Source organism: Rhodoferax bucti (assembly GCF_005876985.1).
GTDB classification, from domain to species: domain Bacteria; phylum Pseudomonadota; class Gammaproteobacteria; order Burkholderiales; family Burkholderiaceae_C; genus Allorhodoferax; species Allorhodoferax bucti.
Window position 1 is genome coordinate 444,888 of sequence record NZ_VAHD01000002.1, and the last position, 12,984, is coordinate 457,871.

Below are 12,984 nucleotides of genomic sequence, written 5' to 3' on the forward strand. Positions count from 1 at the left end.
TGGATTTATTTGGAGACAAACAGTGAATATAAAAAGTCAAAAAGACTTCTTCTCGGGCCTGATGTTCATGGGCGTAGGTGCCGCGTTTGCGTTTGGCGCCAGCGGCTACACCATCGGCAACGGAGCCCGCATGGGCCCGGGCTACTTTCCTTTGGCACTGGGCATATTGCTGGCCATTCTGGGCGGCGCCATCACCTTCAAGGCGCTGGTGGTGGAGACCATTGACGGCGACAAGATAGGCAAGTTTGCTTGGAAGCCCTTGTTCTTCATCATCGCCGCCAACCTCGTGTTCGGCGCCTGCATCGGTGGCATGCCCATCATTGGCTTGAAACCTCTGGGCCTGATCGTGGGCATCTACCTGCTCACCTACATCGCCAGCCACGCCGGTGAAGAACACAACTTGAAGGAAGTGGCAGTGCTTGCCACCATCCTGGCCGCCTTGAGTTTTGTTGCCTTCATCCTCCTCCTCAAGCTGCAGTTCCCCGTCTGGCCTGCGTACTTCACCGCCTGATCACCGCCTACTGAGACTGCACCATGGAACTCTTTAACAACCTCTCTCTGGGCTTTGGCGTGGCCTTCACCGGCCAGAACCTGATCTACGCCTTCATCGGCTGTCTGCTGGGTACCTTGATCGGGGTCCTGCCCGGCATCGGCCCCCTGGCCACCATCGCCATGCTCTTGCCGGCTACCTATGCGCTCCCGCCGGTAGCTGCCTTGATCATGCTCGCCGGTATCTACTACGGCGCCCAGTACGGGGGATCGACTACTGCCATTCTGGTGAACCTGCCCGGGGAGTCTTCCTCGGTGGTCACGGTGATTGACGGCTACCAGATGGCCCGTAACGGGCGAGCCGGTCCTGCGCTGGCCGCAGCGGGTCTGGGTTCGTTCTTCGCCGGTTGCGTGGGTACCTTGATCCTGGCAGCCTTTGCAGGCCCCTTGACCGAGCTGGCCTTCAAGTTCGGCCCTGCCGAATACTTCAGCCTGATGATTCTGGGCCTGATCGGTGCGGTGGTGCTGGCATCTGGCTCCCTGCTCAAAGCCATTGCCATGATCGTGCTGGGTCTCTTGCTGGGCATGGTGGGTACCGATGTGAACTCCGGCGTGGCCCGTTTCAGCTTTGATATCCCGGAGCTCACCGACGGCATCGGCTTCATCGTGATCGCCATGGGCGTGTTCGGCTACGGAGAAATCATCAGCAACCTGGCCAAGAGCGAGAGTGAACGTGAAGTCTTCTCGGCCTCCGTCTCCGGTCTCTTGCCCACCAAGGAAGACTTCAAGAACATGTTCCCCGCCGTGCTGCGTGGAACCGCTTTGGGCTCCTTGCTGGGTATCCTGCCCGGTGGTGGTGCGGTGATGGCGGCCTTTGCGGCCTACACCCTGGAGAAGAAGACCAAGCTGCGTCCCGGTGAAGTTCCCTTCGGTAAGGGCAACATCCGTGGTGTGGCCGCTCCCGAGTCGGCTAACAACGCAGGAAGCCAGACTTCTTTCATTCCTCTCCTGACCCTGGGCATCCCACCCAATGCGGTAATGGCCTTGATGGTGGGTGCGATGACCATCCACAACATCCAGCCCGGACCGCAGGTGATGACAAGTAACCCCGAACTGTTTTGGGGCCTGATTGCCTCCATGTGGATCGGCAACCTGATGCTGGTGATCCTGAACCTGCCTTTGATCGGTATCTGGATCAAACTGCTCACAGTGCCTTACCGCTGGCTCTTTCCCTCCATCGTGCTGTTCTGTGCGATCGGGGTGTATTCGACCAACAACAACACCTTCGATATCTGGATGGTGGGTCTGTTCGGGGTGATCGGTTATCTGTTCATCAAGCTGGGCACAGAACCCGCACCGCTCTTGCTGGGCTTTATTCTGGGGCCGATGATGGAGGAGTATTTGCGCCGGGCGCTTCTGCTGTCCCGTGGGGACTGGAGTGTGTTCGTCACGCGGCCGCTCTCAGCCAGCCTGTTGGTGGCGGCTCTGGCTCTCTTGGTGGTGGTGATGCTGCCTTCCATCAAGGCCAAGCGGGAAGAGGCGTTTGTGGAGGATTGATTTCCTGCGCAAGGCTCTATGTGAAAAGGCACCTTCGGGTGCCTTTTTTATGGCGTCGAGGGCCATAGGTAAAACCAATGGGCTTCATTGGATCAATCAACCCTCAACATCGCAAAGTCGAACTAAGATTCAACCCGTTCACTTACCGAACAACCAATTCAAGAGGAAATCACCATGTCTTTGATTAACACCACCATCGCTCCCTTCAAGAACGAAGCTTTCCACAACGGCAAGTTCGTGACCGTGACCAACGAGTCCATCAAGGGCAAGTGGAACGTGTTCATTTTCATGCCCGCAGCGTTCACTTTCAACTGCCCCACCGAAGTGGAAGATGCAGCGGACAACTACGCTGAATTCCAAAAGGCCGGTGCCGAGGTTTACATCGTGACCACCGACACCCACTTCGCTCACAAGGTGTGGCACGAAACTTCCCCCGCCGTGGGCAAGGCCAAGTTCCCCCTGATCGGTGACCCCACCCACGCCCTGACACGTGCTTTTGACGTGCATATCGACGAAGAAGGCCTGGCACTGCGCGGCACCTTCATCATCAACCCCGAAGGCCAGATCAAAACCTTGGAAATCCACTCCAACGAAATCGCCCGCGATGTGAAGGAAACCCTGCGCAAGCTGAAGGCTGCCCAGTACACCGCCGCCAACCCCGGCCAAGTGTGCCCCGCCAAGTGGAACGAAGGCTCCAAGACCATCACTCCTTCCCTGGACCTGGTCGGCAAGATCTAATCCTGCGGCTTTCAAGCGGGAGCGCCCGGTGTGCTCCCCATGGCCGGACAGCGTCCTTGTGCGTATGCGCAAGGCCGTCCGGCTTTTTTATACCCAAAATATGGCTGTAGCGCCCGCGTAATAAGCGCAAGTAGCTACGAAATTGATAGTAAACAGACAGTAAGTAGAGGAATCACCATGCTTGACGACACACTCAAATCCCAGCTCGGCGCTTACCTGGAACGCGTGACGCTACCGATCGAGATCGTGGCGTCCCTCGGTGAGGACGACAACTCTGCGCAAATGCGCGATCTGTTGCAAACCATCCAGAGCCTGCGCAGCGACAAGATCACGGTCGCCTACGACGGCACCGATGCCCGCAAACCTTCTTTCAGTCTCCAGCGCGCTGGCACTGCCACCAGCCTGCGTTTTGCCGGCTTGCCCCTTGGCCACGAATTCACCTCGCTGGTGCTGGCCCTGCTGTGGACCGGCGGCCACCCGCCCAAGGTCGAGCAAGACGTGATCGACCAAATCAAGGGCTTGGACGGTGACTTCAACTTCGAGGTCTACATGAGCCTCACCTGCCACAACTGCCCGGACGTGGTGCAGGCCCTGAGCCTCATGGCCATTTTGAACCCCAAGGTCAAAACCACGGTGATCGAAGGCGGCGCTTTCCAGGACGAAATCAACGCCCGCGAAATCATGGCGGTGCCCAGCGTCTACCTGAATGGCGCGCTGTTCGGCAATGGCCGCATGCTGGTGGAAGAAATTGTGGCCAAGCTCGACACCGGCGCGGCCGACAAAGACGCGGCCAAGTTGAGTGCCAAAGACCCGTATGACGTGCTCATCGTCGGCGGTGGCCCTGCCGGTGCGGCGGCTGCGGTGTACGCCGCCCGCAAAGGCATCCGCGTGGGGGTGGCGGCCGAGCGCTTTGGCGGGCAGGTGAACGACACCATGGCCATTGAAAACTACCCCTCGGTGCAAGAAACCGATGGCCCCAAGTTCGCCGCTGCCCTGGAAGCCCAGACCCGCTCGTACGGCGTGGACATCATGAACCTGCAGCGCGCCGACAAAATCGTGCCCGCCGCCGAAGCCGGTGGTTTGACCGAAGTGGTGCTGGCCAATGGCGGCACGCTCAAGGCCAAGACCGTGATCTTGTCCACCGGCGCCCGCTGGCGCAATGTGAACGTGCCTGGAGAGGCCGAATACAAAAACAAAGGTGTGGCCTACTGCCCGCACTGCGACGGCCCCCTGTTCAAGGGCAAGGACGTGGCGGTGATCGGCGGTGGCAACTCCGGCATCGAAGCTGCCATCGACCTGGCCGGCGTGGTGAAGTACGTGACAGTGATCGAGTTTGCCGACCAGCTGAAGGCCGACGCCGTGTTGGTCAAAAAGCTGCACAGCCTGCCCAACGTAGCCGTGCACACCAATGCCCAGACCACCGAGATCACCGGTGCGGACGGCAAAGTGAACGGCTTGAAGTACAAAGACCGCGCCACCGGCGTGGAGCACCACGTGGCGCTGGAGGGCGTGTTCGTGCAAATCGGCCTGGTGCCCAACACCGAGTTCCTGAAGGGCGTGGTGGACCTGAGCAAGTTCGGCGAAATCGTGGTGGACGCCAAGGGCCACACCAACGTGCCCGGCGTGTTTGCTGCGGGCGACTGCACCACCGTGCCCTACAAGCAAATCGTGATTGCCGCCAGCGAAGGCTCCAAGGCCGCGCTGAGCGCGTTTGACCACTTGATCCGGCACTGAGCTGGTTGAGCCAGGGTTTGAATAAAAAAGGGCGCTGCGGCGCCCTTTTTTATTGAGGTAAAAGCTATGAAATTTGTAGCATTTCTCTGAACCGCGCGGATGCCTCGTTTGCGTATCAAAAGATACAGTGAACACTAATGCCAATGCAGTGGAGGTCGATTTTTTTGTTGGAGTTATAGTGAGGAAGCCGAATTCACTCGCGAATTTAACGCATCAGACGGACAGGGTGAGGCGGCGTAATGCAGGGTTAAATTGGCCTTGCGCAAACGAAAAATTAAGGGGGTTTAAATGAGAGAGTCAATTGCAAATAGTTGTGAATTTTCACTAGGTTTTCGGCATGTTTTGCAAAACGTGCCTCGGGCTACATCTATCACTATCCGAAAGATTGCATCGGTTTGTCTGTTCGCATCTCTGGCAATTTACTCCACCACCTACGCTCAGAACTGTAGTTCCAACGGTCTCGGGGGTTTTCGTTGTGACAACGGCACCACCATCAGTCCGGATGGGCTTGGAGGTTGGCGAGATAGCAACGGCAACACATCAAGCCCAAATGGTCTTGGTGGTTATCGACACAACAACGGCACTGTTACGAGCCCCGATGGTTTAGGTGGATATCGAAGCAGCGACGGTACGAGCTCTCGACCCGATGGCCTCGGGGGTTTTCGCAATAGCGATGGCACTAGCTGTTCACCCAACGGTCTCGGTGGATTTCGTTGCCGCTAAAGGTACGCAACTACGCAGACTCAATGTATCCCTCGATTGGTTGAGCTTCGGTAATCAGGTAAGTCGAGCGTTTAGATGCATTTCAAACACGAGTTTTACATATAGGAAAAGCATGACGGATATCCTTTCATTCCAAATTTATCGTACAGAATCAATTGAAATAAACAGAGAGCGCTTCACTGTTTATCTCAGCAAAAGAACCGATATTGAAGCGTATGAACTGTTTGCAGTAAATGACAGCAAGAGTAAAAGCTGGCGGGCTTCGTACACAAGCGAGGTGGCGTTTGATTTCAACCAAGCTACGAACCAAAGTTTGGCGGATGAAATTTACAAGTTATTTCGGTCAGATGTTGAAAACAATGTGCTTTGATTTTTCTTCCAAAAATCATAAATTTCAATAATGCCAAGTGCACAGTTCCTCTCTTTGCAGGATTTGGGAGTATCGCAACAAATATCAATCGAACGAACAAGGTGGAGGACTGTTTTACTCCGCCTGACATAAGTTCCCCATGTCCAAACTCCGTGTAGAAAGTTTCACCATCTCCCTAGACGGCTTTGGTGCCGGGTCTGATCAGGATTTGAACCATCCCCTCGGCGTGGGTGGCACGGCCTTGCATGGCTGGGCGATACCCACCAAGACGTTTCAGAAAAACCTGTTCGGCAATGACAGTGGTGAGACGGGGGTGGACGAAGACTTTGCGGCGCGGGGCTTTCAGAACGTGGGCGCATGGATACTGGGGCGCAACATGTTCGGGCCGGTGCGCGGCCCGTGGCCGGACGAGAGTTGGCGCGGTTGGTGGGGTGACAACCCGGTGTACCACGTGCCGGTGTTTGTGCTGACGCACCATGCGCGCCCGCCGCTCGTCATGGAGGGGGGCACCACCTTCCACTTCGTGACCGAAGGCCCGCTGCTTGCGCTGGAGCGCGCCCGTGCGGCGGCCGGGGGCAAAGACGTGCGCGTGGGCGGTGGCGTCCACACCATTCAGCAATACCTGCGCCTCGGCTTGATTGACGAGATGCACATCGCCATCTCGCCCGTGTTGTTGGGCGCTGGTGAGCGCCTGTTCGAGGGCGTGGATTTGCCGTCGCTGGGCTATGCCTGCACGCAGCAAGTGGCGTCGGCGCGGGCCACGCATATCGTGTTGTCCAAGCAATGATGCCGAACACCGCCGCTTTGCCCACCCTGCGCGTTGCGCCCCTGCAATCGTCGGACGCCGCCCGCTACCGGGCGCTGATGTTGGAGGCTTATGAGTTGGCTGCCGACGCATTCACCTCCACGCCGCAGGAGCGCGCTGCCGAGCCGCTGACCTGGTGGGCCCAGCGCATCAACAATTCCCAGGGTGTCGTGCTGGGTGCTTTTGCGGGCGAGGTACTGATGGGTACGGTGGCGCTGGAGTTTTCTGCCAAGCCCAAAACCCGGCACAAGGCGCATGTGCTGGGGATGTATGTGAAGCAGGAGTTTCGTGCCTGCGGGGCCGGCAGGGCTTTGATGGATACGCTACTGGCGCTCGCTGCGAAGCGCTCGGGCGTGCAGGTGTTGAATTTGACGGTGACCGAGGGCAACGAAGCCGCCCTGCGGCTTTACCGCTCGGTGGGGTTTGAGCCTTTTGGCACCGAGCCCATGGCCATCCGCACGCCGGATGGGTTCAAGGGCAAAGTGCATATGTGGCGCCGCGTGTAGTCGGCGTGCGGAGTGACCGCTGCCACTCCATGGTCCGCGCAATTACGCTGTGCCACTGCGGCGCTGGCGGTTGCCACCAGAACCACCTTCGCGAGCCAGTTGGTCAGCACTGGCAGGTGCGTCGCTCGCTGCGCCACCTTCGCCACCCCGGCGCTGGCGATGTCCGCCGGAGCTGCCTTCACGTGCAAGAAGGGTGTTGATGGCTTTGCCCGCTTCGATGCGCGTGGTTTTGCTAGCAGATGTATCGGCGGCGGCGATGGCGGACCCGGCAACCAGTGCGGCTGCGACCACTGTCAATTTGAGTGCGATGTTCATGGTGTGCGTTCCTTTTCACAGAGTGGTTGAGGTGAATGCCGCAGACTGTCGTGCCCACAGCACCGCATGATTTGCAACTAGCGGGCCAACACACATCAGTTTGTTAAGTCATTGATTTGTATGAAGTTTTTCTATATTCACTCAAAATAACACTGGGTTTTCGCAGGGGCTCAAGAGCCGATGTGGGGGATCTGCCCCACGCCCCCCAGCTTGTTAAAAAATGTGTCTTGCTGTGGCTCGCTTTACGGGGTCGGACGCGCGCGCGCCCTTGGGGGACAATGCGTCCCTCCTTTCACGGGGTGGCCACGCCCCTTTTCCAGTGCCCGTACGTATCTACCTCGCCCCCATGGAGGGGCTTCTCGACTTTGTGTTGCGCGACATCCTGACCCGTGTGGGCGGGGTGGAGAAGTGCGTGTCGGAGTTCATTCGCATCACGCATTCGCTGATGTCCGAGAAGGCGCTGCTGCGTACGGTGCCCGAGTTGGCTTTCGGTGCGCGCACCTATGCGGGCGTGCCCGTGTGGCCGCAACTACTGGGGTCAGACGCGCCCTGCATGGCCGAGAACGCCGCCCGCTTGGCCGAGATGGGCTCGCCCGGCATTGACCTGAACTTCGGCTGCCCGGCCAAAGTGGTCAACCGCCATGGCGGGGGTGCCACGCTCTTGCAAGACCCCGAGATACTGCACACCATCGTGGCTGCTGTACGTGCTGCGGTACCGGCCCACATTCCTGTGACGGCCAAGATGCGCTTGGGCTACAACGACGACAGCCTGGCCCTTGACTGCGCCCGCGCGCTGGAGGTTGGCGGCGCGGCTGAGATCGTGGTGCACGCCCGCACCAAGGCCCAGGGCTATCGCCCGCCCGCCTACTGGGACCGCGTGGCCGATGTGCGGGGTGCGGTGCAAGTGCCGGTGGTGGTGAACGGCGAAATCTGGAACGTGCAAGACGCCCAAGCCGCCGTGGCGCAAAGCGGCTGTAGCGCGCTCATGCTGGGCCGTGGCATCGTGGCCCGCCCTGCGCTGGCCCGCAGCATTCTGGCCACCATGGGCACCGTAGAGGGCAGCATTGCCCAGCCGGGCGAGGACTGGACCTGGCAAGACCTGGGTCCACTCATGCACGCCTTCTGGCAAGTGGCCAGCACGCGCCTGGAGCAAAAGCAGCAGGCCGGCCGCGTGAAGCAGTGGCTCAACCTGCTGCGCCGCCACTACCCCGAAGCGCAGGTCGCGTTTGATGACATGCGCACGCTGGTCAAGCCCAGCGATGTGGATGCGTGGATACGTCGCTCTATTCCTGTTTAAGAGTCAAATCGGCCGTTAGCCCACATGGAATATGCGCTAGCAGCTATTGATTTTGTAGCGTTTGGCGCTCCCCTCAGCTCCACAAACTCTCCAGCGGCCCCTCGGGTACAAAGCGCTTGTTGCGCACCAGCATGCGGGTCGGGCCGGGCAGGGCGCGTGCTTGCACCGAGTGGCGTGGGTCACCGGGGTAGCTGAGGATGACCGTGCCGTCTTCCTCAAAGTTTTCAGGGCAGATGCAGGGTGGCAGTTGCGCGCGGGCCGCTGCCAAGGCCTCGGCTGCCGTGGTGTAGCGGGCCAGGTGGCCTAGGCTCATCATCTGGGGCGGCGCCATTTCAATCTCGCCCCGGTGGTAGCGCTGCAGGGCCTCCACCGGCGGCAGCCAGATGCTGGCGGTGGTTTCATAGTTGTCGTGGCTGGCGATTTGGTCGCTGGGCGCCAGCGCGAGGAAGAAGCGTGTGTCAAACCGCTTTTTGCTCAGCGCCGCCATGCGGGGCGTGATCCAGCGGCTCCAGGGCACCAGGGCGCTGGCTGCAAGCTGAGCGGCAGATTCGTCCACCCAGGCCTGCCAGTCGGCACTTTGCAGGCTGGCCGGGCGCCGCTCTCCGAGAGCCAACAGCACACCGGCCTCTTCGTATAGCTCGCGCAGGGCCGCCACATACAGGCCGGCAGCCAACTCGGGGCTTTGGTCCGCCTCACCGAGGCGCTGCGCCAAGGCGGTGGCCGGCTCGTCCAGAGCTGCCAGGGCCGCAGGGCTGCTGTCGTGCGCGTCCAGCTTGCCACCGGGGAACACATAGGCCTCGCCAAAGGTGTCTGAAAGGCCGCTGCGCTTCATCAAAAACACCTCCAGGCCGTGACGGGCATCGCGCAGCAGCACGACGGTGGAGGCATCTCGCGGCGTGCCGCTGGCGGGGGCGAGGGTGTCTTGCATGGGACTGTTGTTTCTGTTTTGTTTTTTGGTGAGCAACTGCTTGAATTAAAGTACCTGCAGCTGACTGGGGGCCTACGGACTTGCCCTTGGTCGGAACCCACAACCCGAGGAGACGAGTCATGAATCTGGATTTCAAAGGCCGCGTGGCCATCGTAACGGGCGCAGGCGGCGGCTTGGGTCGCCAACATGCGCTGGCCCTGGCCGCACGCGGCGCCAAAGTGGTGGTGAATGACCTGGGCGGCGCGCGCGATGGCTCCGGTGGCTCGCTCTCTGCGGCCGAGTCGGTCGTAGCCGAGATCCGCGCGGCGGGTGGCGAGGCGATGGCCAACGGCGCCTCAGTCACCGACTTTGAAGCGGTGCAGGCCATGGTGCAGCAGGCCATAGCCGCCTGGGGCCGGGTGGACATTTTGGTGAACAACGCCGGCATCCTGCGCGACAAGAGCTTCGCCAAGATGGAGATTGCCGACTTCCGGACCGTGGTGGACGTGCACCTCATGGGCGCCGTGCATTGCTGTAAAGCCGTGTGGCCCCACATGACCGAGCAAAAGTACGGCCGCATTTTGATGACCACTTCCAGCTCCGGCCTGTACGGCAACTTCGGCCAGAGCAACTATGGCGCTGCCAAGCTGGCGCTGGTGGGCCTGATGCAGACCCTGGCACTGGAAGGCGCCAAAAACAACATCCACGTCAACAGCCTGGCCCCCACGGCTGCCACCCGCATGACCGAGGGCCTGATGCCGCCGCAAGTGCTGGAAGCCCTCAAGCCCGAAGCCGTGGTGCCCGCCATGCTGGTGCTGGTGTCGGAGGACGCGCCCACCCGCACCACGCTGTGTGCCGGTGCCGGCAGTGTGGAGGCCGCGCACATCACGCTGACGCAAGGCGCGTGGATAGGGCTGGATGCGCAAGCGCCCGAAACATTGGCTGCCAACCTGCGGCAGGTGCTGGCCCGCGCGGGCGACATGGTGCCGGAGAGTGGTGCAGCGCAAGGCAGCCAGGAAGTGACTCGCGCTTTGTCCCACCTGGCCGGCAAAGCCTGATGATGAGCATGCTGCCTTGAGCGCGAGGGGCAGCGGCAGACTTGAAATAGCCCGCCGGGGCTCCATCTGAGCGCAATAGCCAGAGGGAAAACCGGCGCTCTGCATGTTTCATGCGCCTGTGGTACCTTTGCGCCCCCCACCTCACCGTACACAAGCTAAGGGCCACTGGTAATGGACAGACAACAAGAGGCCCTCAGTGCCCTGACCCCCGAGAGACTGCGCGGCATCCGCCGCGGGTTGGAAAAAGAGAGCCTGCGCGCCTTGCCCACGGGCGCACTCGCCATGACGCCGCACCCGCAGGCCATGGGCTCGGCGTTGACGCACCCCCACATCACCACCGACTTCAGCGAGTCCCAGGTGGAGTTGATTACCGGGGTCCACGCCCAGCCGGAAGACTGCCTGCAAGAGCTCACCAATGTGCAGCGCTTTACCCTGCAAAGCATGGGCGAAGAGCGCTTGTGGGCGTCCAGCATGCCCTGTTGTTTGCCGGGGGACGACGCGATTCCGCTGGGCCAGTACGGTAGCTCGAATGTGGGCCGCTCCAAAACCGTGTACCGCATGGGCCTGGGCCACCGCTACGGGCGGCGCATGCAAACCATCTCGGGCATTCACTACAACTGGTCGCTGCCGGAGGTGTCCAGCGAGGCGTATTTCGGCCTGATCCGCAACTTCCGCCGCCATGCGTTTTTGCTGCTGTACCTGTTCGGCGCATCGCCTGCGGTGTGCGCCACCTTTGTGGCCGGGCGCCAGCACCAGCTGCAGCCTTTGAGCGAAGGCACCATGTACTTGCCCTATGCCACTTCGCTGCGCATGGGGCGCTTGGGTTACCAGAGCGACGCGCAATCGTCGCTCGCGGTGAGCTACAACAGCCTGGAAGGCTACGGCCACTCGCTGCACGGCGCGCTCACCCAAGCCTACCCGGCCTACGAAGCCATTGGCGTACAAGGCCCGGACGGTGAATACCGCCAGCTGGCGACCAGCCTGCTGCAAATTGAAAACGAGTTTTACGGCACCATCCGCCCCAAGCGGGTCACCTTTCCCGGCGAGCGCCCCTTGCACGCGCTGCGCGAGCGCGGTGTGGAGTATGTGGAAGTGCGTTTGATGGACCTGGACCCCTTTGAGGTGGTGGGCATCAACAGCACCACCATGCGCTTTTTGGATGTGTTCTTGCTGCACAGCCTGGCTACCCCCAGCCCGGACGACACGCCAGCCGAAATCACGGCCTTGGCGCGCAACCAGCAGGATGTGGCTGAACGCGGCCGCCAGCCGGGCTTGCTCTTGCAGCGCAACGGCGAACCGGTCACCCTGGTGGATTGGGGCCGCGATTTGCTGGCCCAAATGCAGCCTTTTGCGCAGGCCCTGGACGCCGCGCACGGCAACACGCTCTACACCGAGGCACTGGCTGCAGCCAGCGTCGGGCTGGACCAGCCGGATACCTTGCCGTCTGCCCGTGTATTGCAGGCCATGCAGCAGGCGCACGGTGGCTCGTTTGCCCACTTCGCCTTGGAGCAGAGCAACCAGATTCGTGAATCGATGTTGGCGCAACCCTTGGCGCCCGCGCAACAAGCGCAGTTCGAACAGGAGTCTGCCCAATCGTGGGAGGCGCAGCGCGCCATTGAGGCGGCAGACACCATGCCGTTTGATGTCTACCTGAAAGAGTTTTTGGCACCCCACCGCCTGGTGGCGGGGCGCCGCAACGCAACGGCTTAAGCGGCGGTTGCTGCAGCCGGTGCTGCGGCTTCGGTAGCTACTGCTGCTTTGCGCACGCGGGGAGCCGCCTTGCGAGCGACCTTGGCGACCGGGCGCTTGGCTGCGGTAGCCTTGGGCTTGGCTTTCACTTTTGCCTTGGCACCGCCCATGCGGGTTACCAAATCGCCGCTCTTGGCTTCCAGCTTGGCAGCCACTTTGTTCACAGCCACCACGGCGGGCACGGCAGCGTTGGCCACGGTGCTCAGGGTGCTCAGGCCGGTGGTCTGCTCAAAGCGGGTGGCGTTGGCGGCCACTTGCTCCAGGCCCTTGCCAGCCAGCTCGACGGCCTTGTTCACCGCCGTGTCCGCGGTGTCGGTGGTCAGGGTCACGCCTTGCACGTAGTAGCCGGTGAGTTTTTTCTGAGCGCTCAGGGCGTTGGTGCGCACTTCGCTGCTGATGCGCTTGCCGGCTTTTTGCACGGCAGCAGACCAGGTTTTCTCCACGTAGCCGGCGGCACGGGCATTGCCCACGCGGTAGGCGTGGATCACGTTTTTGGCGGTGTTGCCGTAGGTGGCAATCAGGTCGTGGGTGGCGGTGGACAGGGTGGTGCGCATGGAAAACTCCTTGTGAATCGTGAACGTAAACCGAGAATCGGACTATCGATACATGGATTCTCAAGAAGCCCCCTAGTGAAGGCACCTTAAATCCGGCCACTTTCCTAGGGGCGGCTGCCTAAGCAGCGCGGGGCGGCCACATGCCGGACAATGCAGGGTTTAGCGACAGGCAGAAAGACACA

Annotated in this window: 13 protein-coding genes; 10 read left to right on the plus strand and 3 right to left on the minus strand. The window is 60.8% G+C overall.

Going from position 1 to position 12,984, the window contains the following annotated elements; translation table 11 throughout:
• The first annotated feature begins 22 nt into the window (after positions 1-22).
• The 7 genes from FDM28_RS08670 to FDM28_RS08700 all read left to right on the plus strand — a co-directional run bounded on the left by FDM28_RS08670 (position 23) and on the right by FDM28_RS08700 (position 6,922).
• Positions 23-511, plus strand: a complete 489-nt coding sequence (locus FDM28_RS08670) for a tripartite tricarboxylate transporter TctB family protein (protein WP_138514755.1) — start codon at positions 23-25, stop codon at positions 509-511.
• A 23-nt stretch (positions 512-534) separates the two neighbouring features.
• Positions 535-2,046 (plus strand): tripartite tricarboxylate transporter permease, encoded by a 1,512-nt coding sequence (locus FDM28_RS08675; protein WP_138514756.1) that lies wholly within the window; start codon positions 535-537, stop codon positions 2,044-2,046.
• 174 nt (positions 2,047-2,220) lie between these two features.
• A complete protein-coding gene (gene ahpC, locus FDM28_RS08680; protein WP_138514757.1) occupies positions 2,221-2,784 on the plus strand; it encodes an alkyl hydroperoxide reductase subunit C in 564 nt (187 codons plus the stop codon).
• A 177-nt stretch (positions 2,785-2,961) separates the two neighbouring features.
• Positions 2,962-4,518 (plus strand): alkyl hydroperoxide reductase subunit F, encoded by a 1,557-nt coding sequence (ahpF, locus tag FDM28_RS08685; protein WP_138514758.1) that lies wholly within the window; start codon positions 2,962-2,964, stop codon positions 4,516-4,518.
• Positions 4,519-5,125: 607 nt separating this feature from the next.
• Positions 5,126-5,611: a hypothetical protein gene (locus tag FDM28_RS17640; protein ID WP_170211674.1), complete on the plus strand. Its 486-nt coding sequence runs from the start codon at positions 5,126-5,128 to the stop codon at positions 5,609-5,611.
• 139 nt (positions 5,612-5,750) lie between these two features.
• Complete coding sequence (locus tag FDM28_RS08695) at positions 5,751-6,398, plus strand: dihydrofolate reductase family protein (protein WP_138514760.1); 648 nt, start codon at positions 5,751-5,753, stop codon at positions 6,396-6,398.
• A complete protein-coding gene (locus FDM28_RS08700; RefSeq protein ID WP_206021938.1) occupies positions 6,398-6,922 on the plus strand; it encodes a GNAT family N-acetyltransferase in 525 nt (174 codons plus the stop codon). The genes FDM28_RS08695 and FDM28_RS08700 overlap by 1 nt, the downstream gene beginning before the upstream one ends.
• Before the next feature lie 42 nt (positions 6,923-6,964).
• Here the strand turns inward: FDM28_RS08700 and FDM28_RS08705 are convergent, their stop codons facing one another.
• On the minus strand, positions 6,965-7,237 hold the full coding sequence (locus tag FDM28_RS08705; protein ID WP_138514762.1) for a hypothetical protein: 273 nt from the start codon (positions 7,235-7,237) through the stop codon (positions 6,965-6,967).
• 346 nt (positions 7,238-7,583) lie between these two features.
• Here FDM28_RS08705 and FDM28_RS08710 point away from each other — a divergent pair, with 346 nt between their 5' ends.
• Positions 7,584-8,534 carry a tRNA dihydrouridine synthase gene (locus tag FDM28_RS08710; RefSeq protein ID WP_240791954.1) on the plus strand — a complete coding sequence of 317 codons (951 nt, stop codon included), beginning with the start codon at positions 7,584-7,586 and terminating at the stop codon, positions 8,532-8,534.
• A 73-nt stretch (positions 8,535-8,607) separates the two neighbouring features.
• Here the strand turns inward: FDM28_RS08710 and FDM28_RS08715 are convergent, their stop codons facing one another.
• Positions 8,608-9,462 (minus strand): NUDIX hydrolase, encoded by an 855-nt coding sequence (locus FDM28_RS08715; protein ID WP_138514764.1) that lies wholly within the window; start codon positions 9,460-9,462, stop codon positions 8,608-8,610.
• A 119-nt stretch (positions 9,463-9,581) separates the two neighbouring features.
• Here FDM28_RS08715 and FDM28_RS08720 point away from each other — a divergent pair, with 119 nt between their 5' ends.
• Both FDM28_RS08720 and gshA read left to right on the plus strand, forming a co-directional pair.
• The gene (locus tag FDM28_RS08720; RefSeq protein WP_138514765.1) at positions 9,582-10,499 is read left to right on the plus strand and encodes an SDR family oxidoreductase; all 918 of its coding nucleotides are present in this window, start codon (positions 9,582-9,584) and stop codon (positions 10,497-10,499) included.
• A 171-nt stretch (positions 10,500-10,670) separates the two neighbouring features.
• Positions 10,671-12,209: a glutamate--cysteine ligase gene (gene gshA / locus FDM28_RS08725; RefSeq protein WP_138514766.1), complete on the plus strand. Its 1,539-nt coding sequence runs from the start codon at positions 10,671-10,673 to the stop codon at positions 12,207-12,209.
• On the opposite strand, the gene FDM28_RS08730 is transcribed toward gshA, so the two are convergent.
• A complete protein-coding gene (locus FDM28_RS08730; protein ID WP_138514767.1) occupies positions 12,206-12,802 on the minus strand; it encodes a hypothetical protein in 597 nt (198 codons plus the stop codon). The two genes, gshA and FDM28_RS08730, sit on opposite strands and share 4 nt — an antisense overlap.
• Positions 12,803-12,984 lie beyond the last annotated feature (182 nt).

Bases quoted from the DNA above. Each gene is read 5' to 3' on its own strand.
- FDM28_RS08675 (WP_138514756.1), top strand. From the start codon at position 535: ATGGAACTCTTTAACAACCTCTCTCTGGGCTTTGGCGTGGCCTTCACC.
- ahpC (WP_138514757.1), top strand. From the start codon at position 2,221: ATGTCTTTGATTAACACCACCATCGCTCCCTTCAAGAACGAAGCTTTC.
- ahpF (WP_138514758.1), top strand. From the start codon at position 2,962: ATGCTTGACGACACACTCAAATCCCAGCTCGGCGCTTACCTGGAACGC.
- FDM28_RS08695 (WP_138514760.1), top strand. From the start codon at position 5,751: ATGTCCAAACTCCGTGTAGAAAGTTTCACCATCTCCCTAGACGGCTTT.
- FDM28_RS08700 (WP_206021938.1), top strand. From the start codon at position 6,398: ATGCCGAACACCGCCGCTTTGCCCACCCTGCGCGTTGCGCCCCTGCAA.
- FDM28_RS08705 (WP_138514762.1), bottom strand. From the start codon at position 7,237: ATGAACATCGCACTCAAATTGACAGTGGTCGCAGCCGCACTGGTTGCC.
- FDM28_RS08710 (WP_240791954.1), top strand. From the start codon at position 7,584: ATGGAGGGGCTTCTCGACTTTGTGTTGCGCGACATCCTGACCCGTGTG.
- FDM28_RS08715 (WP_138514764.1), bottom strand. From the start codon at position 9,462: ATGCAAGACACCCTCGCCCCCGCCAGCGGCACGCCGCGAGATGCCTCC.
- FDM28_RS08720 (WP_138514765.1), top strand. From the start codon at position 9,582: ATGAATCTGGATTTCAAAGGCCGCGTGGCCATCGTAACGGGCGCAGGC.
- gshA (WP_138514766.1), top strand. From the start codon at position 10,671: ATGGACAGACAACAAGAGGCCCTCAGTGCCCTGACCCCCGAGAGACTG.
- FDM28_RS08730 (WP_138514767.1), bottom strand. From the start codon at position 12,802: ATGCGCACCACCCTGTCCACCGCCACCCACGACCTGATTGCCACCTAC.